This window comes from Neisseria meningitidis (assembly GCF_022869645.1).
Taxonomy (GTDB): Bacteria; Pseudomonadota; Gammaproteobacteria; order Burkholderiales; family Neisseriaceae; genus Neisseria; species Neisseria meningitidis.
Window position 1 is genome coordinate 1,269,547 of sequence record NZ_CP064367.1, and the last position, 26,543, is coordinate 1,296,089.

The 26,543-nt window shown below is 48.6% G+C and carries 18 protein-coding genes, 2 tRNA genes and 3 rRNA genes; 12 read left to right on the forward strand and 11 right to left on the reverse strand.

What is annotated here, in order from left to right; all coding sequences use genetic code 11:
* Positions 1 to 718 precede the first annotated feature (718 nt).
* The 3 genes from yccS to pilT form a co-directional block, all read right to left on the reverse strand.
* Positions 719 to 2,869, reverse strand: coding sequence for a YccS family putative transporter (yccS, locus tag IUJ45_RS06485; RefSeq protein WP_082308663.1), 2,151 nt, complete (start codon positions 2,867 to 2,869; stop codon positions 719 to 721).
* Positions 2,870 to 3,154: 285 nt separating this feature from the next.
* Positions 3,155 to 4,381, reverse strand: a complete 1,227-nt coding sequence (locus IUJ45_RS06490) for a PilT/PilU family type 4a pilus ATPase (RefSeq protein ID WP_002218483.1) — start codon at positions 4,379 to 4,381, stop codon at positions 3,155 to 3,157.
* Positions 4,382 to 4,543: 162 nt separating this feature from the next.
* A complete protein-coding gene (pilT, locus tag IUJ45_RS06495; protein ID WP_226893076.1) occupies positions 4,544 to 5,581 on the reverse strand; it encodes a type IV pilus twitching motility protein PilT in 1,038 nt (345 codons plus the stop codon).
* 125 nt (positions 5,582 to 5,706) lie between these two features.
* Between pilT and IUJ45_RS06500 the strand changes: the two genes are divergently transcribed.
* From IUJ45_RS06500 to IUJ45_RS06555, 12 genes are all read left to right on the forward strand, one after another.
* Positions 5,707 to 6,393, forward strand: coding sequence for a YggS family pyridoxal phosphate-dependent enzyme (locus IUJ45_RS06500; protein WP_002239404.1), 687 nt, complete (start codon positions 5,707 to 5,709; stop codon positions 6,391 to 6,393).
* Positions 6,393 to 6,800, forward strand: a complete 408-nt coding sequence (locus IUJ45_RS06505; protein ID WP_002239400.1) for a hypothetical protein — start codon at positions 6,393 to 6,395, stop codon at positions 6,798 to 6,800. Before IUJ45_RS06500 ends, IUJ45_RS06505 begins: the two co-directional genes overlap by 1 nt.
* A gap of 48 nt (positions 6,801 to 6,848) precedes the next feature.
* Positions 6,849 to 7,640, forward strand: coding sequence for a pyrroline-5-carboxylate reductase (proC, locus tag IUJ45_RS06510; protein WP_105182941.1), 792 nt, complete (start codon positions 6,849 to 6,851; stop codon positions 7,638 to 7,640).
* Between the two features lie 147 nt (positions 7,641 to 7,787).
* The gene (gene dksA, locus IUJ45_RS06515) at positions 7,788 to 8,204 is read left to right on the forward strand and encodes an RNA polymerase-binding protein DksA (protein WP_002231430.1); all 417 of its coding nucleotides are present in this window, start codon (positions 7,788 to 7,790) and stop codon (positions 8,202 to 8,204) included.
* Positions 8,205 to 8,659: 455 nt separating this feature from the next.
* Positions 8,660 to 10,200, forward strand: a 16S ribosomal RNA gene (locus tag IUJ45_RS06520).
* A 101-nt stretch (positions 10,201 to 10,301) separates the two neighbouring features.
* Positions 10,302 to 10,378 (forward strand) — tRNA-Ile (locus tag IUJ45_RS06525).
* 6 nt (positions 10,379 to 10,384) lie between these two features.
* Positions 10,385 to 10,460, forward strand: a tRNA-Ala gene (locus IUJ45_RS06530).
* Positions 10,461 to 10,866: 406 nt separating this feature from the next.
* Positions 10,867 to 13,758: ribosomal RNA gene (locus IUJ45_RS06535) — 23S ribosomal RNA — on the forward strand.
* Positions 13,759 to 13,854: 96 nt separating this feature from the next.
* A 5S ribosomal RNA gene (rrf, locus tag IUJ45_RS06540) occupies positions 13,855 to 13,968 on the forward strand.
* The 16S, 23S and 5S rRNA genes sit together here with 2 tRNA genes alongside, the layout of an rRNA operon.
* Before the next feature lie 35 nt (positions 13,969 to 14,003).
* Positions 14,004 to 14,468, forward strand: coding sequence for a ComEA family DNA-binding protein (locus IUJ45_RS06545; RefSeq protein ID WP_010981060.1), 465 nt, complete (start codon positions 14,004 to 14,006; stop codon positions 14,466 to 14,468).
* A gap of 269 nt (positions 14,469 to 14,737) precedes the next feature.
* The gene (gene dnaJ, locus IUJ45_RS06550) at positions 14,738 to 15,859 is read left to right on the forward strand and encodes a molecular chaperone DnaJ (RefSeq protein ID WP_002215274.1); all 1,122 of its coding nucleotides are present in this window, start codon (positions 14,738 to 14,740) and stop codon (positions 15,857 to 15,859) included.
* A gap of 194 nt (positions 15,860 to 16,053) precedes the next feature.
* Positions 16,054 to 18,072, forward strand: a complete 2,019-nt coding sequence (locus IUJ45_RS06555) for an OPT family oligopeptide transporter (RefSeq protein ID WP_002236572.1) — start codon at positions 16,054 to 16,056, stop codon at positions 18,070 to 18,072.
* Positions 18,073 to 18,114: 42 nt separating this feature from the next.
* Here the strand turns inward: IUJ45_RS06555 and rfbC are convergent, their stop codons facing one another.
* The 8 genes from rfbC to wecB all read right to left on the reverse strand — a co-directional run bounded on the left by rfbC (position 18,115) and on the right by wecB (position 26,341).
* Positions 18,115 to 18,672: a dTDP-4-dehydrorhamnose 3,5-epimerase gene (gene rfbC, locus IUJ45_RS06560; protein WP_164732759.1), complete on the reverse strand. Its 558-nt coding sequence runs from the start codon at positions 18,670 to 18,672 to the stop codon at positions 18,115 to 18,117.
* Between the two features lie 53 nt (positions 18,673 to 18,725).
* Positions 18,726 to 19,592, reverse strand: coding sequence for a glucose-1-phosphate thymidylyltransferase RfbA (gene rfbA, locus IUJ45_RS06565; RefSeq protein ID WP_002221803.1), 867 nt, complete (start codon positions 19,590 to 19,592; stop codon positions 18,726 to 18,728).
* Between the two features lie 105 nt (positions 19,593 to 19,697).
* Positions 19,698 to 20,723 carry a dTDP-glucose 4,6-dehydratase gene (gene rfbB, locus IUJ45_RS06570; RefSeq protein ID WP_002236574.1) on the reverse strand — a complete coding sequence of 342 codons (1,026 nt, stop codon included), beginning with the start codon at positions 20,721 to 20,723 and terminating at the stop codon, positions 19,698 to 19,700.
* Between the two features lie 115 nt (positions 20,724 to 20,838).
* On the reverse strand, positions 20,839 to 21,858 hold the full coding sequence (gene galE / locus IUJ45_RS06575) for a UDP-glucose 4-epimerase GalE (RefSeq protein WP_082308721.1): 1,020 nt from the start codon (positions 21,856 to 21,858) through the stop codon (positions 20,839 to 20,841).
* 44 nt (positions 21,859 to 21,902) lie between these two features.
* Complete coding sequence (locus tag IUJ45_RS06580) at positions 21,903 to 22,766, reverse strand: galactosyltransferase-related protein (RefSeq protein ID WP_002236576.1); 864 nt, start codon at positions 22,764 to 22,766, stop codon at positions 21,903 to 21,905.
* A 1-nt stretch (position 22,767) separates the two neighbouring features.
* Positions 22,768 to 23,511, reverse strand: coding sequence for a YqiA/YcfP family alpha/beta fold hydrolase (locus tag IUJ45_RS06585; protein ID WP_002236577.1), 744 nt, complete (start codon positions 23,509 to 23,511; stop codon positions 22,768 to 22,770).
* A 72-nt stretch (positions 23,512 to 23,583) separates the two neighbouring features.
* Positions 23,584 to 25,221, reverse strand: coding sequence for a stealth family protein (locus IUJ45_RS06590; protein ID WP_002236578.1), 1,638 nt, complete (start codon positions 25,219 to 25,221; stop codon positions 23,584 to 23,586).
* 1 nt (position 25,222) lies between these two features.
* A complete protein-coding gene (gene wecB, locus IUJ45_RS06595; protein ID WP_002236579.1) occupies positions 25,223 to 26,341 on the reverse strand; it encodes a non-hydrolyzing UDP-N-acetylglucosamine 2-epimerase in 1,119 nt (372 codons plus the stop codon).
* Between the last annotated feature and the right edge of the window lie 202 nt (positions 26,342 to 26,543).

Here is a 26,543-nt window from a genome sequence, read left to right on the forward strand (position 1 = left end):
ATTCCCGCCTGCGCGGGAATGACGAATTTTAGGTTTCTGATTTTGTTTTTCTGTTTTTGTGGGAATGATGAAATTTTGAGTTTTAGGAATTTATCGGAAAAAACAGAAACCGCTCTGCCGTCATTCCCGCGCAGGCGGGAATCTAGACCTTAGAACAACAGTAATATTCAAAGATTATCTGAAAGTCCGGGATTCTGGATTCCCACTTTCGCGGGAATGACGAATTTTAGGTTTCTGATTTTGGTTTTCTGTTTTTGTGGGAATGATGAAATTTTGAGTTTTAGGAATTTATCGGAAAAAACAGAAACCGCTCCGCCGTCATTCCCGCGCAGGCGGGAATCCAGACCTTAGAACAACAGTAATATTCAAAGATTATCTGAAAGTCCGGGATTCTGGATTCCCACTTTCGTGGGAATGACGGGATGTAGGTTTCCGTGCGGATGGATTCGTCATTCCCGCGCAGGCGGGAATCTAGACCTTAGAACAACAGCAATATTCAAAGATTATCTGAAAGTCCGGGATTCTGGATTCCCACTTTTGTGGGAATGACGGGATTTTAGGTTTCTGTTTTTGGTTTTCTGTTTTCGTGGGAATGACGGAATGTAGATTCGTGGGAATGACGGTTCAGTTGCTACGCATTTACCCTGCGCAAAGCTTTATCCACTATCTTGCAACCTGTCTGACAATCTGCTCTCTCTTACAAAATGCCGAAACTTTTTCAGGCTGCGTTTTGGGGCTGCCTGTGCGGAATTTGTCGGTAGGCGCGGTAGTAGGGTTCGAGCTGCCGGGCGATGAGTTGGAGCTGTTGGAGGAGGATGTGGCTTTGTGTTCCGCTGCTGTGGGTGCGGAGGGTGTCGAGTTCGCCGCGCAGTGTATCCAGTGCTGTCTGAAAGTCGTCGGGTTCGGTTTCGGGCAGGTGTTGGAAGATGTGGGCGGTGTGTTCGGCGGCGAGGTGGAACTGTGCGGTAAAGTCGGGGCTGCATTCTTCGTGCATTTCGCTGCGGTATGCGCCGAGGGCGGAGATGTAGCCGGTCAGGGCGTAGCCGGTTTTGAGCAGGGTAAAGCCGGGTTGCAGGCTGTCGGCGAATTTTGCGGGTTCGCTGCTCATGTCGGAAAGGGTGCTGCTGAGGGCGGCGGTGTGTTCGTGGGCGCGGCGGCGGGTGGCGCGGTATTCGACGTCGTCGGCCGTTTCGCCGCTTTTGAGGCGTTCGGCGATTTTTTCGAGATAGGCGCCGTTGCTGCATACGGCAAGGGCGGCAGTGCGTTCGAGCGTGAGGTATTTCCAGTCGGGCCACAGGTAGCTGACCGCCGCCCAGGCAAGGGATGCGCCGATAATGGTGTCGATGATGCGTACGGGCATGGCGGCGTATACGTCCAACCCTGCGAGGGAGAGGCTGGTCAGGGCTTGAATGGTGATGAAAAATGTCGAGAAGCTGTATTTGTAGGTGCGGGTCATGAAAAAGAGGGTGGTACTGGCGATGACGATCCAGAGTTTGGTTTCGACGGAGGGGGTAAAGTAGGGGACGAGCGAGCCGACGATTACGCCGAGTACGGTGCCGGCGATGCGCTGGCGGACGCGGCTTTTGGTGGCGGTGTAGTTGGGTTGGCAGACGAAAAGGGCGGTCAGTAGTATCCAGTAGCCGAGGTTGAGGTTGAGGGCTTCGACGATGGTGCAGGCGGCGGCAACGACAAGGGACAGGCGGACGGCATGGCGGAATACGCCTGATTCGAGGTTTAGCTGCGGACGGATTGCCTGCCAGGTGTTTTTGAGGCTGCCGGTTTCGAGGGCGGCGATGCGGGTGTCGCCCATGCGGTCGTTTTCTGCCTGCAGGCCGTTGTGCTGGAGTTGGCGGAACTGCTGGTCGACGCTGCCGAGGTTGTCGAGAAGGCGGCGCAGGTGGCGGATGTCGGGATTGTCGTTGCTGTCTGAAAGGAGGCGCAGCGATTGGCGGCAGCCTTCGATGGCGCGGCCGAGGCGTTTGCTGTAAACGTAGTCTTTGCTTGCGCGCAGGGCTTGGGCGGTGTTGCGGCAGGCTTGTCCCTGCATTTCGAGCAGGCGGTGGATGCGGAAGATGATGTCGGTGTTTTTGAATTTTTCGGACATTTCCTGATAATCGACGTGGGCGGAGCTGATGCGTTCGTGTATGTCTTGGGCGGCAAAGTAGTAACGCAGCATTTTGGCGGTGCGCGGGTGGCGGTGTTTGCCGCGAAGGCGGTAAAACAGGGCGGAACGGCATTGGTTGAAGGCGGTGATGACGCCGGTGTTGCTCATGGCGAGGTCGATGTGGCGGTTGCCTATCCATTCGGCTTCGTCGGGATCGAAAAAGTCGGCTTTAGCTTCGAGGTAGCTGCCGAGCGCTTCGTAGGCGTTGGCGACGTTTTCTTGAACGGGGCGGTGGGGCAGGATGATTTGGAAAAGGATGATGGCGGTGCTGTACAGTACGGTGCCGCATAAAATCATGAAGGGGTTGGTCAGCCAGTAGGTTTCGGGGGTGTAGGTAAGTGTGGTGTAAGTGGCGACGGCGAGTGCGCCGAAGGCGAAGGTGCGGTATTTCAGCCCGACCGCGCCTAAAATGGTAAAGCCGAAGGTCATCAGGGTCATGGCGAGGATGAAGGGCAGCCCTGTGCCGAGGGTGCTTTGTGCCGTGAGCGAGGAGAGGGTAAACAGGGCGACGGTGGCGATGATGTTTTTCAGCCGTCCGGTCAGGCGGTTGTCCAAATCGACAAGGCCGCCGGCGATGATGCCGAGTACGAAGGGCATGGCGAGCTTGGGTTCGCCTAGCTGCCAGACGATGGAGGCGGCGGTAAAAACACTGGCGAAAACGGGAAGCGAGGTAATGAGCAGAGGCTTGAGGAGTGGGGTTTTCATGGTTTTACCGGTTTATTGTTATGAAGTGAATATAGTGGATTAACAAAAACCAGTACGGCGTTGCCTCGCCTTAGCTGAAAGAGAACGATTCTCTAAGGTGCTGAAGCACCAAGTGAATCGGTTCCGTACTATTTGTACTGTCTGCGGCTTCGTCGTCTTGTCCTGATTTTTGTTAATCCACTATAAATTTAATCCACTATAAAGTGTAGCACATGAATGGGGCGGATAAAATCATGCCGTCTGAAAACGGGGATGCGGTTTTCAGACGGCATTGGGTTTTGCGGATCAGGAAATGAGGTTGAGACCGTTGACCCTGTCGTAAAGGAGTTCGGGCGTTTTGCCTTCTTTGTGCAGTTGGATGTGCAATCGCAGGTTGTTGGCGGAAACGGACTGGCGCAGGGCTTCTTCGTAACTGATGATGCCGTGACGGTACAGTTCGAAAAGGTTTTGATCCATCGTCTGCATTCCGTCGGTTTTGGCGGTTTCCATGATTTTACTGATGTTCATCAGGTCGCCCTTCAGGATGAAGTCTTGGATGGCGGGCGTGTTGATGAGCAAGTCGACAACCGCCGTCCTGCCCGTTTTGTCTTGTTTGAGGGCGAGGCGTTGGCAGATGATGCCGGTCAGGTTGAGGGCGATGTCGATCAGTATTTGGTTGTGCTGTTCTTTGGGGTAGAAGTTGAGTATGCGTTCGAGCGACTGCGGCGCGGTGTTGGCGTGGAGCGTAAAAATGCACAGGTGGCCGGTTTGGGCGAGCTGCATCGCGTATTCCATACTTTCCCTGCTGCGGACTTCGCCGATGCAGACCACGTCGGGGGATTGGCGCATAGCGTTTTGTACCGCCGTCTGCCAGTTTATGGTGTCGACGCCGATTTCGCGCTGGGTAAAGATGCAGCGGCGCGGTTTGTAGATAAACTCAATCGGGTCTTCGATGGTAACGATATGGCTGGGCAGGGTTTTGTTGCGGTGTTCGAGCATAGTCGCCATCGTGGTGGATTTGCCCGAACCGGTAGGCCCGACGATAATCAGCAGCCCGCGCGGTGCGACGGCGAGGTCTTTGAGTTTTTCGGGCAGGCCCAATTCCTGCATTTGCGGGATGACGTGGTTGATGCGCCGCAAAACCAAACCTGCGCTGCCTTGGCTGTGGTAGGCGTTGGCGCGGTAGCGCGTGCCGCTGCGCGACTGGACGGAGTAGTTGATTTCGCCGTCGCGCCGGAATATTTCCGATTGTTCGGCGTTCATCGTCGATGCGGCGATGGCGGCGGTTTCCTCGCCCGTCAGCGCCTTTTGCGGCTGCGGGGTTAATGCGCTGTTGATTTTCAACGAGGGCGGGAATCCTTTGCTGATAAGGATGTCGGACGCGTTTTGTGCTTCTGCGGTTTCGCACAGGCGGTCGAGCAGCGGGTGGAAGTGTGCGCCGATTTCGGCCGGGGTTTCGGATCGGCTTTGTTTTTTTTGAGAATACACTTGAACCATTTCGTCCAAGATGTCGTGCAGGTTATCGGTATTTATCGTTAGCTTCTTTTCGGTTTAAGCCTTGCAGTTTGCGGCGGCAGGTTTCAACAGGAAGGCGGACGCTTCTTGTTCGGAAAGGTAGCCGGGCGGGATGCTGCGTCCCGCCCCGCGTGTTTGCGCCTTGTTTTCCCGCCGGTATGGCCGGAAGGCGGTTGTGTGTCAGAAACTCATACTTTCGCTGTTTTGCGCGCGTCTGCGTGCGACTTCCGGTGCGATCAGCCCTTGGCGCACCAGCGATTGCAGCGATTGGTCCATTGTCTGCATACCGCTCGCCTGCCCGGTTTGCAGGACGGAGTTAATCTGCGTGATTTTGTTTTCGCGGATGAGGTTGCGGACGGCGGGGTTGGCAATCAGGATTTCGTGCGAGGCGACACGGCCGTTGCCGTCGTGCGTTTTCAGCAGGTTTTGGGAGATGACGGCGGTCAGCGATTCGGACAGCATAGAGCGCACCATTTCTTTTTCTCCCGCCGGGAATACGTCCACGATACGGTCGACGGTTTTTGCTGCGCCGGTCGTGTGCAGCGTGCCGAAAACCAAGTGTCCGGTTTCGGCGGCGGTCAGTGCCAAGCCGATGGTTTCGGGGTCGCGCATCTCGCCGACAAGGATAACGTCGGGGTCTTCGCGCAATGCGGAACGCAGCGCGTTGGCGAAGCTGAGGGTGTGCTGGTGCAGCTCGCGCTGGTTAATCAGGGATTTTTTGCTTTGGTGGACGAATTCGATCGGGTCTTCGATGGTCAGGATGTGTGCCGGCTGGGTTTCGTTGATGTAGTTGATCATCGCGGCAAGCGTGGTCGATTTGCCCGAACCGGTAGGGCCGGTAACCAATACCATGCCGCGCGGCGATTCTGCGATTTTTTGGAAAATGCTCGGGGCTTTCAATTCTTCCAGCGATAAGACGGTGCTGGGAATGGTGCGGAATACGGCGGCGGGACCGCGGCCGGTGTTGAAGGCGTTGACGCGGAATCGGGCGACGTTGGGCAGTTCGAACGAGAAGTCGACTTCCAAGTTTTGCTGGTAGATTTTCCGCTGGTGGTCGTTCATCACCGAAGTTACCATATTACCGACCTCTTCCGCGCTCATTTCGGGAAGGTTGATGCGCCGCATATCGCCGTGAACCCGAATCATAGGGGATATGCCCGAACTCAGGTGAAGGTCGGATGCTTTGTTTTTAGCGCCGAAGGCGAGTAAGTCGGTAATCTACATAATGCGGCTCTGTTTAGTATAATGTTTCGATTGGTTGGAATGGTTCTAACAACCTTGATTGTACCGCCCTGACTGGAGGGGTTTCAACTGTTTAATCATTTTTAATTAGGGGATAATCTATGACGGTGTTGCAAGAACGTTATCGGGAGGTGTCCGACCGTATTGGAAAATTGGTTCTGCAGGCGGGAAGGAAGCCGCATTCCGTCAGCCTGATTGCCGTCGGTAAGACTTTCCCTTCAGACGGCATCCGCGAAGTTTACGCCGCCGGACAGCGTGATTTCGGCGAGAACTATATTCAGGAGTGGTACGGCAAAACGGAAGAGTTGGCGGATTTGACCGACATCGTGTGGCACGTCATCGGCGATGTGCAGTCCAACAAAACCAAGTTTGTCGCCGAACGCGCGCATTGGGTGCATACCGTATGCCGTCTAAAGACCGCTGTCCGGCTGAGCGGGCAACGTCCTTCCTCAATGCCGCCTTTGCAGGTGTGTATTGAGGTGAACATTGCGGGCGAGGCGGTGAAGCACGGTGTCGCGCCCGAAGAAGCAGTCGCGCTTGCTGTGGAAGTGGCGAAGCTGCCGAATATCGTCGTACGCGGACTGATGTGTGTTGCCAAAGCCAACAGCAGTGAAACGGAGTTGAAGGTGCAATTTCAAACGATGCGGAAACTGCTTGCCGACCTCAATACGGCTGGCGTTAAGGCTGACGTGCTGTCTATGGGGATGTCGGACGATATGCCTGCCGCCATTGAGTGCGGTGCGACACACGTCCGTATCGGCAGCGCGATTTTCGGGAAAAGGGGCTGATGGAAATTCGGGCAATAAAATATACGGCAATGGCTGCGTTGCTTGCATTTACGGTTGCAGGCTGCCGGTTGGCAGGTTGGTATGAGTGTTCGTCCCTGTCCGGCTGGTGTAAGCCGAGAAAACCTGCCGCCATCGATTTTTGGGATATTGGCGGCGAGAGTCCGCCGTCTTTAGAGGACTACGAGATACCGCTTTCAGACGGCAATCGTTCCGTCAGGGCAAATGAATATGAATCCGCACAACAATCTTACTTTTACAGGAAAATAAGGAAGTTTGAAGCCTGCGGGTTGGATTGGCGTACGCGTGACGGCAAACCTTTGATTGAGACGTTCAAACAGGAAGGTTTTGATTGTTTGAAAAAGCAGGGGTTGCGGCGCAACGGTCTGTCCGAGCGCGTCCGATGGTAAAAAATTGGGAATGAATTTAGTCAGGTAATTTTGAATAGGGTAGAAATAATGAATGTTTATTTTCTCGGCGGCGGCAATATGGCGGCTGCCGTTGCGGGCGGATTGGTCAAACAAGGCGGTTACCGCATCCATATAGCCAATCGGGGTGCGGAAAAGCGCGAACGTTTGCAAAAAGAGTTGGGGGTCGAAACTTCTGAAACCTTGCCGGAGCTTCATTCCGACGATGTTTTAATCCTTGCCGTCAAGCCGCAGGATATGGAAGCCGCGTGCAAAAATATCCGCACCAACGGCGCATTGGTGCTTTCTGTCGCAGCCGGATTGCCGGTCGATACGCTCAGCCGTTACCTCGGGGGAACACGCCGCATTGTCCGGGTTATGCCGAATACACCCGGAAAAATCGGGCTGGGCGTATCCGGTATGTATGCCGAAGCGGAAGTATCGGAAACAGACCGCAGGATTGCCGATCGAATCATGAAATCAGTCGGTTTGACTGTTTGGTTGGAAGATGAAGCGCAAATGCACAGCATTACCGGTATCAGCGGCAGCGGGCCGGCATATGTGTTTTATCTGCTGGACGCATTGCAAAATGCCGCCATCCGACAAGGGTTTGATATGGCAGAAGCACGCGCGCTCAGTCTGGCAACGTTTAAAGGAGCGGTTACCCTTGCCGAGCAGACGGGTGAAGATTTCGAGAAGCTTCAAAAAAATGTAACGTCAAAAGGCGGGACAACTCACGAAGCCGTGGAAGCCTTCAGACGGCATCGTGTCGCCGAAGCCATAAATGAAGGCGTTTGTGCCTGTGTGCGCCGTTCGCAGGAAATGGAACGGCAATATCAATAATGTAGAGAAAATAAAAAAAACCAATCCAAAACGTGTTATGATGCGCGTTTTCAAAAACGCCTTAGGCAATAAGCCTTATAAAAATCAAAGGAATAAAGCCACTTTGTGGTGCTTTGTTTTTTTCGGTGAACCGAGAGGATATACATTATGGCAAAGCTGACAGAACAAGATATTTTGAATTGGAACGGGCCGGAAGACGATTATATGAATGATGAGCATTTGGCTTTTTTCCGCGAATTGCTGGTAAAAATGCAAGACGAACTCATTGAAAATGCTTCCGCTACGACAGGGCATCTCCAAGAACACGAATCAGCCCCCGATCCTGCCGACCGTGCCACACAGGAAGAAGAGTACGCATTGGAACTCCGTACCCGCGATCGGGAACGAAAACTTCTCAGTAAAATACAGGCGACCATCCGCAATATTGATGAAGGGGATTATGGATTCTGTGCTGATACGGGAGAGCCTATCGGTCTGAAGCGGCTGCTGGCACGCCCGACAGCCACTTTATCTGTTGAGTCCCAAGAACGCCGAGAGAGGATGAAAAAACAGTTTGCCGACTGATGGCGGCAAACAAAATGCCGTCTGAGTCCCCGAGTTTCAGGCAGCATATTCACAAAGGCGCACCAGCCGGAGGAGAAGAGGAAGGGATTGTTGGAGGCGGCGCAGCATTTAGCAGAAATAAAAAACCTTATCCGACAGCGACATGACGAATTTCCCCAAAAAAATCCCACTGAAAGCATTGACCGTTTTTCCCTGTGGGCGTATAGTTCGGTTCTTCGCTGCTGCAGAAGTGGCGGACGAACTGAAAAGTATAGCACAGAATGTTGGGGATATCGAGAGATATCTTGACAAGCGGAAGAAATACTTTATAATTCAAACGCTCTTTAACAAAACAGATTACCGATAAGTGTGAGTGCCTTGAGCCTCACACTGTTTGAAAGACAGACAAGATAATGTTTTGAACATTGTCCTGTCGGTTTCTTTGAAGCAGACCAGAAGTTAAAAAGTTAGAGATTGAACATAAGAGTTTGATCCTGGCTCAGATTGAACGCTGGCGGCATGCTTTACACATGCAAGTCGGACGGCAGCACAGAGAAGCTTGCTTCTCGGGTGGCGAGTGGCGAACGGGTGAGTAACATATCGGAACGTACCGAGTAGTGGGGGATAACTGATCGAAAGATCAGCTAATACCGCATACGTCTTGAGAGAGAAAGCAGGGGACCTTCGGGCCTTGCGCTATTCGAGCGGCCGATATCTGATTAGCTAGTTGGTGGGGTAAAGGCCTACCAAGGCGACGATCAGTAGCGGGTCTGAGAGGATGATCCGCCACACTGGGACTGAGACACGGCCCAGACTCCTACGGGAGGCAGCAGTGGGGAATTTTGGACAATGGGCGCAAGCCTGATCCAGCCATGCCGCGTGTCTGAAGAAGGCCTTCGGGTTGTAAAGGACTTTTGTCAGGGAAGAAAAGGCTGTTGCTAATATCAGCGGCTGATGACGGTACCTGAAGAATAAGCACCGGCTAACTACGTGCCAGCAGCCGCGGTAATACGTAGGGTGCGAGCGTTAATCGGAATTACTGGGCGTAAAGCGGGCGCAGACGGTTACTTAAGCAGGATGTGAAATCCCCGGGCTCAACCCGGGAACTGCGTTCTGAACTGGGTGACTCGAGTGTGTCAGAGGGAGGTAGAATTCCACGTGTAGCAGTGAAATGCGTAGAGATGTGGAGGAATACCGATGGCGAAGGCAGCCTCCTGGGACAACACTGACGTTCATGCCCGAAAGCGTGGGTAGCAAACAGGATTAGATACCCTGGTAGTCCACGCCCTAAACGATGTCAATTAGCTGTTGGGCAACCTGATTGCTTGGTAGCGTAGCTAACGCGTGAAATTGACCGCCTGGGGAGTACGGTCGCAAGATTAAAACTCAAAGGAATTGACGGGGACCCGCACAAGCGGTGGATGATGTGGATTAATTCGATGCAACGCGAAGAACCTTACCTGGTCTTGACATGTACGGAATCCTCCGGAGACGGAGGAGTGCCTTCGGGAGCCGTAACACAGGTGCTGCATGGCTGTCGTCAGCTCGTGTCGTGAGATGTTGGGTTAAGTCCCGCAACGAGCGCAACCCTTGTCATTAGTTGCCATCATTCAGTTGGGCACTCTAATGAGACTGCCGGTGACAAGCCGGAGGAAGGTGGGGATGACGTCAAGTCCTCATGGCCCTTATGACCAGGGCTTCACACGTCATACAATGGTCGGTACAGAGGGTAGCCAAGCCGCGAGGCGGAGCCAATCTCACAAAACCGATCGTAGTCCGGATTGCACTCTGCAACTCGAGTGCATGAAGTCGGAATCGCTAGTAATCGCAGGTCAGCATACTGCGGTGAATACGTTCCCGGGTCTTGTACACACCGCCCGTCACACCATGGGAGTGGGGGATACCAGAAGTAGGTAGGGTAACCGCAAGGAGCCCGCTTACCACGGTATGCTTCATGACTGGGGTGAAGTCGTAACAAGGTAGCCGTAGGGGAACCTGCGGCTGGATCACCTCCTTTCTAGAGAAAGAAGAGGCTTTAGGCATTCACACTTATCGGTAAACTGAAAAAGATGCGGAAGAAGCTTGAGTGAAGGCAAGATTCGCTTAAGAAGAGAATCCGGGTTTGTAGCTCAGCTGGTTAGAGCACACGCTTGATAAGCGTGGGGTCGGAGGTTCAAGTCCTCCCAGACCCACCAAGAACGGGGGGCATAGCTCAGTTGGTAGAGCACCTGCTTTGCAAGCAGGGGGTCATCGGTTCGATCCCGTTTGCCTCCACCAATACTGTACAAATCAAAACGGAAGAATGGAACAGAATCCATTCAGGGCGACGTCACACTTGACCAAGAACAAAATGCTGATATAATAATCAGCTCGTTTTGATTTGCACAGTAGATAGCAATATCGAACGCATCGATCTTTAACAAATTGGAAAGCCGAAATCAACAAACAAAGACAAAGCGTTTGTTTTGATTTTTTATTCTTTGCAAAGGATAAAAAATCGCTCACAAGAGAAAAGAAAACAAACACAGTATTTGGGTGATGATTGTATCGACTTAATCCTGAAACACAAAAGGCAGGATTAAGACACAACAAAGCAGTAAGCTTTATCAAAGTAGGAAATTCAAGTCTGATGTTCTAGTCAACGGAATGTTAGGCAAAGTCAAAGAAGTTCTTGAAATGATAGAGTCAAGTGAATAAGTGCATCAGGTGGATGCCTTGGCGATGATAGGCGACGAAGGACGTGTAAGCCTGCGAAAAGCGCGGGGGAGCTGGCAATAAAGCAATGATCCCGCGATGTCCGAATGGGGAAACCCACTGCATTCTGTGCAGTATCCTAAGTTGAATACATAGACTTAGAGAAGCGAACCCGGAGAACTGAACCATCTAAGTACCCGGAGGAAAAGAAATCAACCGAGATTCCGCAAGTAGTGGCGAGCGAACGCGGAGGAGCCTGTACGTAATAACTGTCGAGATAGAAGAACAAGCTGGGAAGCTTGACCATAGTGGGTGACAGTCCCGTATTCGAAATCTCAACAGCGGTACTAAACGTACGAAAAGTAGGGCGGGACACGTGAAATCCTGTCTGAATATGGGGGGACCATCCTCCAAGGCTAAATACTCATCATCGACCGATAGTGAACCAGTACCGTGAGGGAAAGGCGAAAAGAACCCCGGGAGGGGAGTGAAACAGAACCTGAAACCTGATGCATACAAACAGTGGGAGCGCCCTAGAGGTGTGACTGCGTACCTTTTGTATAATGGGTCAACGACTTACATTCAGTAGCGAGCTTAACCGAATAGGGGAGGCGTAGGGAAACCGAGTCTTAATAGGGCGATGAGTTGCTGGGTGTAGACCCGAAACCGAGTGATCTATCCATGGCCAGGTTGAAGGTGCCGTAACAGGTACTGGAGGACCGAACCCACGCATGTTGCAAAATGCGGGGATGAGCTGTGGATAGGGGTGAAAGGCTAAACAAACTCGGAGATAGCTGGTTCTCCCCGAAAACTATTTAGGTAGTGCCTCGAGCAAGACACTGATGGGGGTAAAGCACTGTTATGGCTAGGGGGTTATTGCAACTTACCAACCCATGGCAAACTAAGAATACCATCAAGTGGTTCCTCGGGAGACAGACAGCGGGTGCTAACGTCCGTTGTCAAGAGGGAAACAACCCAGACCGCCAGCTAAGGTCCCAAATGATAGATTAAGTGGTAAACGAAGTGGGAAGGCCCAGACAGCCAGGATGTTGGCTTAGAAGCAGCCATCATTTAAAGAAAGCGTAATAGCTCACTGGTCGAGTCGTCCTGCGCGGAAGATGTAACGGGGCTCAAATCTATAACCGAAGCTGCGGATGCCAGTTTACTGGCATGGTAGGGGAGCGTTCTGTAGGCCGATGAAGGTGCATTGTAAAGTGTGCTGGAGGTATCAGAAGTGCGAATGTTGACATGAGTAGCGATAAAGCGGGTGAAAAGCCCGCTCGCCGAAAGCCCAAGGTTTCCTACGCAACGTTCATCGGCGTAGGGTGAGTCGGCCCCTAAGGCGAGGCAGAAATGCGTAGTCGATGGGAAACAGGTTAATATTCCTGTACTTGATTCAAATGCGATGTGGGGACGGAGAAGGTTAGGTTGGCAAGCTGTTGGAATAGCTTGTTTAAGCCGGTAGGTGGAAGACTTAGGCAAATCCGGGTCTTCTTAACACCGAGAAGTGATGACGAGTGTCTACGGACATGAAGTAACCGATACCACGCTTCCAGGAAAAGCCACTAAGCTTCAGTTTGAATCGAACCGTACCGCAAACCGACACAGGTGGGCAGGATGAGAATTCTAAGGCGCTTGAGAGAACTCAGGAGAAGGAACTCGGCAAATTGATACCGTAACTTCGGGAGAAGGTATGCCCTCTAAGGTTAAGGACTTGCTCCGTAAGCCCTGGAGGGTCGCAGAGAATAGGTGGCTGCGACTGTTTATTAAAAACACAGCACTCTGCTAACACGAAAGTGGACGTATAGGGTGTGACGCCTGCCCGGTGCTGGAAGGTTAATTGAAGATGTGCAAGCATCGGATCGAAGCCCCAGTAAACGGCGGCCGTAACTATAACGGTCCTAAGGTAGCGAAATTCCTTGTCGGGTAAGTTCCGACCCGCACGAATGGCGTAACGATGGCCACACTGTCTCCTCCTGAGACTCAGCGAAGTTGAAGTGGTTGTGAAGATGCAATCTACCCGCTGCTAGACGGAAAGACCCCGTGAACCTTTACTGTAGCTTTGCATTGGACTTTGAAGTCACTTGTGTAGGATAGGTGGGAGGCTTTGAAGCAGAGACGCCAGTCTCTGCGGAGCCGTCCTTGAAATACCACCCTGGTGTCTTTGAGGTTCTAACCCAGACCCGTCATCCGGGTCGGGGACCGTGCATGGTAGGCAGTTTGACTGGGGCGGTCTCCTCCCAAAGCGTAACGGAGGAGTTCGAAGGTTACCTAGGTCCGGTCGGAAATCGGACTGATAGTGCAATGGCAAAAGGTAGCTTAACTGCGAGACCGACAAGTCGAGCAGGTGCGAAAGCAGGACATAGTGATCCGGTGGTTCTGTATGGAAGGGCCATCGCTCAACGGATAAAAGGTACTCCGGGGATAACAGGCTGATTCCGCCCAAGAGTTCATATCGACGGCGGAGTTTGGCACCTCGATGTCGGCTCATCACATCCTGGGGCTGTAGTCGGTCCCAAGGGTATGGCTGTTCGCCATTTAAAGTGGTACGTGAGCTGGGTTTAAAACGTCGTGAGACAGTTTGGTCCCTATCTGCAGTGGGCGTTGGAAGTTTGACGGGGGCTGCTCCTAGTACGAGAGGACCGGAGTGGACGAACCTCTGGTGTACCGGTTGTAACGCCAGTTGCATAGCCGGGTAGCTAAGTTCGGAAGAGATAAGCGCTGAAAGCATCTAAGCGCGAAACTCGCCTGAAGATGAGACTTCCCTTGCGGTTTAACCGCACTAAAGAGTCGTTCGAGACCAGGACGTTGATAGGTGGGGTGTGGAAGCGCGGTAACGCGTGAAGCTAACCCATACTAATTGCTCGTGAGGCTTGACTCTATCATTTGAAGAACTTCAAGAGATAAAAGCTTACTGACTGATTCAGTTATTACCGAATATATTGATTAAGGCTTTACCGATTTGTAACAGTTTAAGTTTGGCGGCCATAGCGAGTTGGTCCCACGCCTTCCCATCCCGAACAGGACCGTGAAACGACTCAGCGCCGATGATAGTGTGGTTCTTCCATGCGAAAGTAGGTCACTGCCAAACACCCTTTCAGAAAACCCCCGATTATTCGGGGGTTTTTGCTTTGCCCGGAAAAAATGTCGGGGATGGCGGGACAGTATCCGTACGGCGTCCGGTCGGGTTTGCGGAGGAACGGCTTGAAACTTTGGGATATTCATTTTAGAATGACCCGTTTTATCGTCGCAAGATGCGGTTTATTGTTTGCAACCCTTAAAGGAAAAACCATGAAGAAAATGTTCGTGCTGTTCTGTATGCTGTTCTCCTGCGCCTTCTCCCTTGCGGCGGTAAACATCAATGCGGCTTCGCAGCAGGAGCTGGAGGCGCTGCCGGGCATAGGCCCTGCGAAGGCGAAGGCCATTGCGGAATACCGTGCGCAAAACGGTGCGTTCAAGTCTGTAGACGATTTGACCAAGGTAAAGGGCATCGGCCCTGCGGTGCTGGCGAAGCTGAAGGATCAGGCTTCTGTCGGTGCGCCCGCACCAAAAGGCCCAGCTAAACCAGTGCTGCCCGCGGATAAAAAATAAAATAGGGGGGAAGTCTGCAGTCGCATCAAATGCCGTCTGAACATGCGTTCGGGCGGCGTTTTTATAACAAAAACACTTCATGGCGGTTGGTTTTATGCCTGTCTAAGTTTTTGTGTCGTGCATACCTGAAGATTTCAGACGGCATCGGTTTATGCTGTCTGAAAAGTGTATTCCGTTTCAGTTTGTAAGCTATGGCAGTCTGTTTGTCTTGTGTTTTGCGCAATTGCCCTTATTTTGAGCCGTGATTTTATTTTGAATTAGATGAAAAAATGAGTAATCAAGATTTTTATGCGACGCTGGGTGTGGCAAGAACAGCTACCGATGATGAGATTAAAAAAGCCTACCGGAAATTGGCGATGAAATACCATCCCGACCGCAATCCTGACAATAAAGAGGCGGAAGAGAAGTTTAAAGAAGTACAAAAGGCGTATGAAACTTTGTCCGACAAGGAAAAGCGCGCTATGTACGACCAGTATGGTCATGCGGCGTTTGAAGGCGGCGGACAGGGGGGCTTCGGAGGGTTTGGCGGATTTGGCGGTGCGCAGGGTTTTGACTTTGGGGATATTTTCAGCCAAATGTTTGGAGGCGGTTCGGGGCGCGCCCAGCCTGATTATCAGGGTGAGGACGTTCAAGTCGGTATCGAAATCACGCTTGAAGAAGCCGCAAAAGGTGTGAAGAAACGCATCAATATTCCGACTTATGAAGCGTGTGATGTCTGTAACGGCAGTGGCGCGAAACCGGGGACATCCCCGGAAACCTGCCCGACTTGCAAAGGTTCGGGTACGGTGCACATCCAGCAGGCGATTTTCCGTATGCAGCAGACTTGTCCGACCTGCCACGGTGCGGGCAAACACATTAAAGAACCTTGCGTCAAATGCCGTGGCGCGGGGCGGAATAAGGCGGTCAAGACGGTGGAAGTCAATATTCCCGCCGGTATCGATGACGGGCAGCGTATCCGTTTGAGCGGCGAAGGCGGACCGGGTATGCACGGTGCGCCTGCTGGCGACCTGTATGTAACCGTCCGCATTCGGGCGCATAAGATTTTCCAACGCGACGGTCTGGACTTGCATTGCGAACTGCCGATCAGTTTTGCCACGGCTGCTTTGGGCGGGGAGTTGGAAGTGCCGACCTTGGACGGAAAGGTCAAGCTCACCGTCCCCAAAGAAACCCAAACCGGCAGGAGGATGCGCGTGAAGGGTAAGGGTGTCAAATCTTTACGCAGCAGCGCGACCGGCGATTTGTACTGCCATATTGTTGTCGAAACGCCTGTCAATTTGACCGACCGTCAAAAAGAGCTTTTGGAAGAATTTGAGCGGATTTCTACCGGCTTGGAAAACCAAACACCGCGCAAGAAATCGTTTTTAGACAAGCTGCGCGATTTGTTTGATTGATTTTAAGGTTCGGAAACAAGCAGCCGTATCGGGGAATCTCCCTGATACGGCTGTTTTGTTTGTTTAAAAATAGTTTTTATTTTCAATGGGGTATGGGGCAGGGTGGGATAACTGTTTTTAACTGTTCTTTTTAAAACTTAACATCATGGCGCGATGCCAACAATATGTGAACGTCTGTTGTCAAAGGAAGAATAATGAATAAATCTTTATCCGGGTCGGTAGAAGAATACCGCGAACTGACGCTCCGAGGCATGATACTCGGTGCATTGATCACTGTAATTTTTACTGCGTCCAACGTTTACCTCGGTTTGAAAGTCGGGCTGACCTTTGCCTCGTCGATTCCGGCGGCGGTAATTTCGATGGCGGTTTTAAAGTTTTTCAAAGGCAGCAATATTTTGGAAAACAACATGGTGCAGACCCAAGCTTCGGCGGCGGGTACGCTTTCGACCATCATCTTCGTCCTGCCCGGTTTGCTGATGGCGGGCTACTGGAGCGGTTTCCCGTTCTGGCAGACGACGCTTTTATGTATTGCCGGCGGGATTTTGGGGGTGATTTTCACCATTCCGCTGCGTTACGCGATGGTGGTGAAAAGCGATTTGCCTTATCCGGAAGGTGTGGCGGCTGCTGAAATTTTGAAAGTGGGCGGTCATGAAGAAGGGGATAACCGTCAGGGCGGCAGCGGCATCAAAGAGCTGGCGGCCGGCGGTGCGTTGGCGGGATTGATGAGCTTTTGCGCCGGAGGTCTGCGCGTGATTGCCGACAGCGCGAGTTATTGGTTTAAAAGCGGTACGGCGATTTTCCAGCTGCCGATGGGCTTTTCACTGGCATTGTTGGGCGCGGGCTATTTGGTCGGACTGACGGGCGGTATCGCCATCCTGTTGGGCATTTCGATTGCTTGGGGCATTGCCGTGCCGTATTTCTCCTCACACATTCCGCAACCTTCCGATATGGAAATGGCGGCGTTTGCGATGAAGCTGTGGAAGGAGAAAGTGCGTTTTATCGGTGCGGGGACTATTGGCATTGCGGCGGTTTGGACGCTGTTGATGCTGCTCAAGCCGATGGTGGAAGGCATGAAGATGTCGTTCAAGAGTTTTGGCGGCGGTGCGCCCGCTGCGGAACGCGCCGAACAAGATTTGTCGCCTAAAGCCATGATTTTTTGGGTGCTGGCGATGATGTTTGTTTTAGGCGTGTCGTTTTACCACTTTATCGGCGATTCGCACATTACGGGCGGCATGGCTTGGCTTTTGGTGGTCGTTTGCACGCTTTTGGCTTCCGTCATCGGCTTTTTGGTCGCCGCCGCCTGCGGTTATATGGCAGGTTTGGTCGGCTCGTCTTCCAGCCCGATTTCCGGCGTGGGCATCGTGTCCGTCGTCGTTATTTCACTGGTTTTGCTGCTGGTAGGCGAATCCGGAGGTTTGTTGGCGGATGAGGCTAACCGCAAATTTTTGCTGGCACTGACTTTGTTTTGCGGCTCGGCAGTAATCTGCGTGGCTTCGATTTCCAATGACAACCTGCAAGACTTGAAAACCGGCTACCTGCTCAAAGCCACGCCTTGGCGGCAGCAAGTCGCCCTGATTATCGGCTGTATCGTTGGTGCGCTGGTTATTTCGCCCGTGTTGGAACTGCTTTACGAAGCCTACGGCTTTACCGGCGCAATGCCGCGCGAAGGCATGGATGCGGCGCAGGCTTTGGCAGCTCCTCAAGCGACTTTGATGACGACCATCGCGTCGGGCATTTTCGCCCACAACCTCGAATGGGTCTACATCTTTACCGGCATCGCGATCGGCGCGGTATTAATCGTCGTCGATTTGGTGTTGAAAAAATCATCAGGCGGCAAACTTGCCCTGCCCGTCCTTGCGGTCGGTATGGGTATTTATCTGCCGCCGTCCGTCAATATGCCCATCGTGGCAGGCGCGGTGTTGGCGGCGGTGTTGAAACACATCATCGGTAAAAAAGCGGAAAACCGCGAAGGCCGTCTGAAAAACGCCGAGCGTATCGGAACCTTGTTCTCCGCCGGCCTGATTGTCGGTGAAAGCCTGATCGGTGTGATTATGGCGTTTATTATTGCCTTCTCCGTGACCAACGGCGGCTCGGATGCGCCGCTTGCGTTGAATCTGCAAAACTGGGATGCCGCCGCTTCTTGGTTGGGTTTGGCGTTCTTCGTTACCGGGATGTTTTTCTTTGCACAGCGCGTACTGAAGGCGGGCAAGTAGGCTGTCGGAAAAAATGCCGTCTGAAGCGTTCAGACGGCATTTTTATCTGGAAAGCGGAAGGCGGAGCTTTTCGGCTTGCGCCCACGTTTTGCCGGCAAGGTCTTTGGGCGACAGCAGCGGCGCGGTTTGAAGCGGCCAGCCTATGCCGACTGTCGGGTCGTTCCATATTAAAACCTGTTCGGCTTCAGGCTTGTAATAGTCGGTGCATTTGTACACGACTTCCGCCGCGTCGCCCAAAACGCAAAACCCGTGCGCGAAGCCTTCGGGTATCCAAAGCTGGCATTGGTTTTGCGCGGACAGGGTTGCGCCCGCCCATTTGCCGAAAGTCGGCGAACCTTCGCGCATATCGACGGCCACGTCGAACACTTCGCCGACAACTACGCGTACGAGTTTGCCTTGTGTGTTTTCGGTTTGGTAGTGCAGGCCGCGCAATACGCCTTTGCCGGATTTGGAGTGGTTTTCCTGCACGAAGGTGCGGTTGCAGACTTGGGTCTTGAACCATTCGTCGCGGAAGGTTTCCATAAAAAAGCCGCGCGCGTCGCCGAAGACTTGGGGCTCAAGCAGTTTTACGTCAGGAATGGCGGTATCAATGATGTTCATCTTTTTATCTTTCATCTAAAGGCCGTCTGAAAAGTTTCAGACGGCCTCAAACATTATTTTTTCAACAGGCGCAGCAAATATTGGCCGTATTGGTTTTTCGCCATCGGGCGCGCCAATTCTTCCAGTTTTTCATCGGAAAGCCAACCGTTGCGCCAAGCGATTTCTTCCAGGCAGGCGATGTGCAGGTTTTGGATGTTTTGCACGGTTTGGACGAACGAAGCCGCCTCGTGCAGGCTTTCGTGCGTACCGGTGTCCAGCCACGCGAAACCGCGTCCCAATATTTGAACGGAGAGCGAGCCGTCTTCCAAATACATCCGGTTGAGGTCGGAAATTTCCAATTCGCCGCGTGCGGACGGTTTGAGCTGTTTGGCGAACTCGACGGCGCGGTTGTCGTAGAAATACAAGCCGGTTACCGCCCAATCGGATTTGGGCCGTTGCGGTTTTTCTTCGATGGAAACGGCGCGGAAGTTTTCGTTAAATTCAACCACGCCGAAACGTTCGGGGTTTTTGACCTGATAAGCAAACACGGTTGCGCCGTGCGTTTGCGCTGCCGCCTGTTTCAATGTTTGCGTAAACGACTGACCGTAAAAAATATTGTCGCCCAAAACCAAGCAAACATTGTCGTTGCCGATAAATTCTTCGCCGATGATAAATGCCTGTGCCAAGCCGTCCGGACTGGGTTGCACGGCATAACTGATGGAAATGCCGAAATCGCTGCCGTCGCCAAGCAGGCGTTTGAAAGAGGCGTTGTCTTCAGGCGCGGTAATCACCAAAATATCGCGGATTCCCGCCAGCATCAAAACCGACAAGGGGTAATAAATCATCGGTTTGTCGTACACGGGCAGGAGCTGTTTGGATACGCCGCGCGTGATGGGGTAGAGGCGCGTGCCGCTGCCGCCTGCCAGTATGATGCCTTTCATCTTTTCTTTCTTCCTTTGCGATGGGTTTTCAGATGGCATTGCGTCGGGATGCCGTCTGAAAACTTATTTTCCGGTGCCTAAACGTTCCAAACGATAGCTGCCGTTTTATGCGTTTTGCCGCCGAGTTTTGTTGTCCAAGTACCATTGCACTGTTTTGCGGAGGCCGGATTCAAAGGTTTCCAAAGGCTGCCAGCCCAAATCCCGTCTGATTTTCGCCGTATCGACGGCGTAGCGGGCATCGTGGCCAGGGCGGTCTTGTACGAAAGTAATCAAATCTTCATAACGCGCCACGCCGGCCGGTTTTTCGGGAGCGAGTTCTTCCAGCAGGGCGCAGATGGTTTTGACGACTTCAATATTGGCTTTTTCATTGTGGCCGCCGATATTGTAGGTTTCGCCGACAACACCTTCGGTAACAACCTGATACAGTGCGCGCGCGTGGTCTTCGACAAACAGCCAGTCGCGGATTTGCATACCGTCGCCGTACACAGGCAGCGGTTTGCCGTCAAGCGCGTTCAGAATCATCAAAGGAATGAGTTTTTCCGGAAAATGGTAAGGACCGTAGTTGTTGGAGCAGTTGGTTACAATGGTCGGCAAGCCGTAAGTACGCAACCACGCGCGGACGAGGTGGTCGCTGGACGCTTTAGAGGCAGAGTAAGGGCTGGACGGCGCGTAGGGCGCGGTTTCGGTAAACAAATCGTCTGTGCCGCTTAAATCGCCATAAACTTCATCGGTAGAAATATGGTGGAAACGGAAGGCTTCGTGCTTTTCAGACGGCATTTGCTGCCGGTAGGCACGCGCAGCTTCAAGTAGGTTGAATGTGCCGACGATATTGGTTTGGATAAACTCGCCTGCCGAACCGATAGAGCGGTCGACATGGCTTTCCGCCGCCAAGTGCATCACGGCATCGGGCCGGTGTTGTGCGAATACGCGGTCGAGTTCGGCGCGGTCGCAAATGTCCACTTGCTCGAAAGCATAGCGGGGATTATCGGCAATGTCGGTCAGCGATTCGAGATTGCCCGCGTAGGTCAGTTTGTCGAGGTTGACGACGGAATCTTGGGTGTTTCGGATAATATGACGGACAACGGCAGAGCCGATAAAGCCCGCACCGCCGGTAACAAGGATTTTTCTCATAAATTTCAGAGGATAGCCAAAAAATATAAACAGATTATAGCAGACAGAATGTGTGTTTTTCAGATAAAGAGGCCGTCTGAAAACATCTCTTTCAGACGGCCTGTATCAGGTCAACTTAATCGTCGTAGCCATTTGGGTTGTTGCTGACCCAACGCCATGAGTCTTCCATCATCTGCGCCAAATCACGCTGGGTTTGCCAGCCGATTTGCGCCTTTGTATAGGAAGGGTCGGCATAGAAGCACGCCAAATCACCGGCACGGCGCGGTTTGACTTCATACGGAATCGTCAAACCCGAAGCTGCTTCAAATGCGCGGATGATTTCCAACACCGAAGAAGCGCGGCCGGAGCCTAAGTTCAGCAAATGCGTGCCTGCTACATTACTTTTTGCCTGCATAGCCGCGACATGGCCTTCTGCCAAATCCATCACATGAATGTAGTCGCGCATTCCCGTACCGTCGGGGGTCGGATAATCGCCGCCGAATACCGACAGTTGCGGCAGCCTGCCCGAAGCCACTTGGCAGATATAGGGCAAAAGGTTGTTGGGAATACCGTTGGGCTGTTCGCCGATCAAGCCGCTTTCGTGCGCCCCAATCGGGTTGAAATAGCGCAACAAAATCACGCTCCAACGCGGATCGGCCTTTTGGATGTCGGTTAACATCCGTTCCACCATCGCTTTGGATGCGCCATAAGGATTAGCGGTATCGCCCAGTGGCATATCCTCGGTATAAGGCACTTTGCCCGGATCGCCATAAACCGTCGCCGAAGAACTGAACACAATGCTAAACACGCCCGCACGCGCCATTTCTTCCGCCAACACCAAGCTGCCGGAAACATTATTATCATAATATTTCATCGGCTCGGCCACACTTTCACCCACCGCTTTCAAGCCGGCAAAATGAATCACCGAATCAATGCGGTTTTCCGCAAAAATACGGCGCAAAATCTCACGATCGCGGATATCGCCTTGATAAAACGGAATCTCTTGGCCGGTAATCGTTTTCAAGCGTGGCAGGATATTGATGCTGGAATTGCATAGGTTATCCAAAATCACGACTTGATGGCCGCTTTTCAGCAAAGAAACAACGGTGTGCGAGCCGATAAAACCGGTGCCGCCGGTAACGAGAATATTTTTCATAATTAAATTAAAGTAATCAGGATTCATATGGGCAAGACAGCTCGTTAATTTTTTAGAAATTTTCGATCAAAATCTTTCATAATCTGAATCATTTTTACATCATTTTGATATCTATTTTTTAGATATTTTGATTTATTTTTTCGCTTATGCCAGAAATGTTTAGGAGTTATCTGTAAGTTTGAAAATTCATCTCTTTTCAAATAATAAAAATAATTTCGAAATCCGGTTAATTTAGAAGGCATATATCCTCTATCATCTGTAAAATATTGATGATTTTCATTAAAGGCAGGTCTAATATTTAATAATAATGTTGCTCTGTGAATCATTTCAATATCTTCACAGCCATAGCCAAGAAAGCTTTCATTGTATCCAGCTGTTTTGTAGAAAAAATCAGAATTAAATAATTGTAAGCCAGTTACAAACCCTGTTTGTATAATGAATGATTCTTCTATATTTAGATTACCTTTATATGAGAATAATATAAAATTTATAATCCCAAATTGTTTGTTTAAGAATGAAACAGGGTACCAATCAAAGGCGATATTGGTTTTTGTTTTTTTTATTAAATGTTGGATAAAATTTTCCGATAATAAAACGTCAACATCTAAGAATAAAATGTAATTTGAATTCAAGGTATTAAAACTATAGATGGCAGCTGCATTTTTAATTTTAGCAGGCGTATAAAAAGTATTATGAGATTTAATACTAATATAATTACATTTGTAAAATTTTGTAATTAATTTAATAATATTTTTCCAAAGGAAGTTACTGTTGTCTGCAACTAATATAGAAAATCCGTATTTACTTGAGAATTTTTTTAGCAAAAATAAATTAAAAAAGAGGCGTATAAAGCAATCAGGTTTTATTAAAGACTGTTTTATAGGGATAATAAAAGTAATCTTACGCATTTTATATATTTTGGATTATGGTTTTAAAGTATTCTCTATAGTGGGCAATTGCTTCATTATCATGCCCGCCAGAAATTAGTTTGGTTTTAATCGTAATAGCTTTTATATTAAATTCATTTTTTAGAATTTCTAATTCATTTAAATGATATGAATCATCTTTTCCGCAAGTTATATGAATATTCCATTTAAGTGAGGAGTCGCAAGTCTTAATTTTAGATAGTAAGAAGTCATTGATATAATCGTAATTAATATCTTGAAATCTTTTAGAGGTTCCAAGCATATATGAAAGAATGGTTTTCGAGCGTGTTTTGATATAATCTGCTAATTTGGCTTGAGGAGCATTAATAATTATATTAGGATAATTATATGTAAGACCGAGTAGAAGTGCGCCAACGCCACCTTTACTTGAACCCAAAAGGTAGGTATCTTCTTGATTTGTATTCGATAATAATTGAATAATACAATGTATGGTTTGTAAATATCCATTATCTAACTCATTAGTAATGTAATAAGTGCCTCTAGCATCATCTTCTGGATATTTGGTATCTAAGAATGCTAAAAAAGTATAATTAGAACTTAAAAAATCTTTTATATAATTATATTTTTGAGCAATATCTTTAGGAGGAAATGCTGAAAAAGTAATAATTGTTTTTTCTATACCTTTTTTATATAAGAATCGGCAGCCATTCAACTCAAATTCAGGTAATCCTAAGATATTATTTCCTGTTTTTAAATTAGATAACATAATTTCTCCAAAATATGAATAATATGAATGAAGAACCTTCGAATTGCACTCAAAGGTTCTTCATAATTTAACTTATTTCTCAAATGATGATGGTAATGGGAAAAGAGTTTCTAAGAACTTAATAACTTGAACATTCCATTCTTCATTCAAGTGACTATCAGCACCATCGTTGATACATACGCTCAAAGGAAGTTTGTCAAAATTCCTTTCTTTAGTTAAGGTCACTACATTATTTAGTTTCTTTTTGAAATCATGATTTTGCTGTACAAGTTCCGTCTTGTCAGAACTTTGTAGTGCTCGTCCAGAGAGTAGGGCATAATGATGATAGAGATAGCCCGTTACTGCAATATCATCTAAAGATCGGAATTTATTATGTAGTGTTCTATTAAACTCTTCTGGATATTTTTTTTCCATCTCAAATAAAATATCAGTTCTCATGGATTGAGGGGAGTGAGTATGTAGTTTAGTAGTAAATTTTTTAAATTCCTTTTCTAAGAGAGTGTTCGCATTGCGAGCACCATTTAAGTAGTCAGGTTCTCCTTCAGTACATTCACCATTAACATTTCCCCATGCTTCTAATCTTAACTTTGCAATACCATTCGAATAGAAGAAATTGTCTTTATTCAATGGTTTAGTTAATAGGAAGTCGTCATTGCTGTAAATAAAATAGTTACTAATTCCTGGTATATGGTGCAAGCTGGTTTCAATAGCATGTGAGCTAAAAGTAGGAAGGGCACTTTGTGGCATAATTTCTTCGTGATATACCCATTGAATTTTAGGGTTATTTAAATCTAGCCATGCTGGGGGAGCACAATTAGAGACAATAAAAATTTTTCGAATGAAGGATCCATTCATTTCCCAAGAGCGTAATGCGAATTTTAATTCATCTCTACTAAGGAATCTTGATGTACTGGTTGCATCGCTATTAAAGTCGGGCTTATATTTTTTATATAACTCTTGCCAATTCTTATCTTCTGAGTTGACCCAAGTAAATACTAAATCAATATCAAAATTATGATCTTCTTCATAGGGTAATGAAGATATTTCTGAATAGTTTCGTATGCCTTCTTTAAATAATTGATTATTTTTAATAGAGTGCTTCCAAAGTTTTCTAGAATATCTGTTAGCTGTAGGAAATAAGATAAAATCCTTATCTTCTTTACAGAACTCTAATCTGAACCAAAATTGAGATATAGATGAACTTAAAGTTCTATCTGTGCTGAGTTTCATGTCAACATGAGCAATGCTAAATAAATCTGTCCAAATTTCATTTACGGACTTAGGATTTTTTATTTGTCCATTAAATTTGTATTGAAGCTTTAAATTTTCAGAGGAAATAGTAAGAAGAAATTTATTTAAAAAGTCTTCTTTATGTGATTCTAGAATACATAATGCAGGCTTAAGAGTAAGATTAGAAGGAAGAATATATACACCTATTGCGTTTTGATTGTTAAGTTTTTTAACTATATATTCAAAATTAAAAAAATTAATAGGAATTAACATATCTTGTTTCCGATTTTGTTTTAAGGTTGAAGAAATATTTGATTGAGCTTTACTTATATTAGTTTTATGGATATGTGATGAATTTTTAAAATTCTTTGCAAATTTTTTAGCAGAAAAATATCTTAAAAAGTTAAATTTACTATCTCGAAAGAAAGCGCTAGGGTCTCTTTTAAGTTTACGCCATTTTCTGTTATTAAGTATAAACATTTTATCTATTCTTTAATAAAGTTTCTACAATGATTTTTGAGGCATTACCTATCCCGTAAGGGTTTTCAATATTAGCCATTTTTTCATAATATTCAGGGTATTCAATTAGTTGTGTAAAGCTCTCAATAATATTTTGAGTTTCAGAACCTACTAATTTTACAGTTCCTGCAGCTACAGCTTCAGGACGTTCTGTAGTATCTCTTAATACAAGAACTGGTTTTCCTAGGGATGGAGCTTCTTCTTGTATGCCGCCTGAATCACTTAATATTATATGGCTTTTAGACATTAAATATACGAATGGTAAGTATTCTTGTGGCTCAATAAGATGAACATTGTGCACAGAGGATAATAAATCTTGAATTGGTTTTCTAACGTTAGGATTTAAATGGAGCGGAATCACAAAAGAGAATGTTGGGTATTTTTTAGCTAATTCTAAGATAGAAAGTCCAATATTTTTAATACCTTCCCCATGATTTTCTCTTCTATGAGCGGTAATTAAAATTACTTTAGAGTTGTCCTGAATAAATGGAAAAGCTTGTTCCATTTGTTTTTTAATTGTAGTTATTTTTAGTTTTTCTAGAGATACCATTAGTGCATCTATGACAGTATTTCCAGTAACAATAACTTTGTCAGAAGGTATTGATTCAGATAGTAAGTTATTTTTAGAATCTTCAGTAGGTGCAAAATGCCACTGGCTTAGAACGCTTGTTAAACGCCTATTTGCTTCCTCTGGCCAAGGAGAGTATAAATTATAAGTTCTCAGGCCTGCTTCAATGTGGCCAACAGGTATTTTTTGATAGAATGCAGCAAGGCTAGCTGCAAAAGTTGTTGTGGTGTCTCCGTGAACAAGGACGCAGTCAGGTTTGAAATCTTCAAGAACATCGGTAAGGCTTGAGATGATATTTGTTGTGATTTCTTGTAGGCTCTGGTTGGGTTTCATGATATTTAAATCATAATCAGCTTTGATTTCGAATAGGCTCAAAACCTGATCTAGCATTTCACGATGCTGTGCAGTAATGCAAACTTTTGAAGTAATTGTGTTATGTTTTTGTAACTCTAGAATTACAGGCGCCATTTTAATAGCTTCAGGGCGAGTGCCAAAGACGGTTAAGACTTTCATTGGAATATCCTATGTGTAATATAGTAATGTGTTAAAAATATTAGGAGCTTATCACGTTTTTTGATGATTTTGCTTCCTAAGCCCCAATATTATTTCGAAGATGATGTTTATGTTATATATTATACACGTTTGTGTTCTACAAAATAAAGTGGTATTGTATCTCTGGTAGGTTTTAAATTTATTTAAAAACAATCATACTTAA

What these genes read in the sequence shown, in the direction of transcription:
- IUJ45_RS06580 (WP_002236576.1), bottom strand. Translation starts at nt 22,766, where the DNA reads ATGCGTAAGATTACTTTTATTATCCCTATAAAACAGTCTTTAATAAAA.
- dksA (WP_002231430.1), top strand. Translation starts at nt 7,788, where the DNA reads ATGGCAAAGCTGACAGAACAAGATATTTTGAATTGGAACGGGCCGGAA.
- galE (WP_082308721.1), bottom strand. Translation starts at nt 21,858, where the DNA reads ATGAAAAATATTCTCGTTACCGGCGGCACCGGTTTTATCGGCTCGCAC.
- rfbC (WP_164732759.1), bottom strand. Translation starts at nt 18,672, where the DNA reads ATGAACATCATTGATACCGCCATTCCTGACGTAAAACTGCTTGAGCCC.
- IUJ45_RS06555 (WP_002236572.1), top strand. Translation starts at nt 16,054, where the DNA reads ATGAATAAATCTTTATCCGGGTCGGTAGAAGAATACCGCGAACTGACG.
- yccS (WP_082308663.1), bottom strand. Translation starts at nt 2,869, where the DNA reads ATGAAAACCCCACTCCTCAAGCCTCTGCTCATTACCTCGCTTCCCGTT.
- IUJ45_RS06585 (WP_002236577.1), bottom strand. Translation starts at nt 23,511, where the DNA reads ATGTTATCTAATTTAAAAACAGGAAATAATATCTTAGGATTACCTGAA.
- dnaJ (WP_002215274.1), top strand. Translation starts at nt 14,738, where the DNA reads ATGAGTAATCAAGATTTTTATGCGACGCTGGGTGTGGCAAGAACAGCT.
- IUJ45_RS06590 (WP_002236578.1), bottom strand. Translation starts at nt 25,221, where the DNA reads ATGTTTATACTTAATAACAGAAAATGGCGTAAACTTAAAAGAGACCCT.
- rfbB (WP_002236574.1), bottom strand. Translation starts at nt 20,723, where the DNA reads ATGAGAAAAATCCTTGTTACCGGCGGTGCGGGCTTTATCGGCTCTGCC.
- proC (WP_105182941.1), top strand. Translation starts at nt 6,849, where the DNA reads ATGAATGTTTATTTTCTCGGCGGCGGCAATATGGCGGCTGCCGTTGCG.
- wecB (WP_002236579.1), bottom strand. Translation starts at nt 26,341, where the DNA reads ATGAAAGTCTTAACCGTCTTTGGCACTCGCCCTGAAGCTATTAAAATG.
- rfbA (WP_002221803.1), bottom strand. Translation starts at nt 19,592, where the DNA reads ATGAAAGGCATCATACTGGCAGGCGGCAGCGGCACGCGCCTCTACCCC.
- IUJ45_RS06505 (WP_002239400.1), top strand. Translation starts at nt 6,393, where the DNA reads ATGGAAATTCGGGCAATAAAATATACGGCAATGGCTGCGTTGCTTGCA.
- IUJ45_RS06500 (WP_002239404.1), top strand. Translation starts at nt 5,707, where the DNA reads ATGACGGTGTTGCAAGAACGTTATCGGGAGGTGTCCGACCGTATTGGA.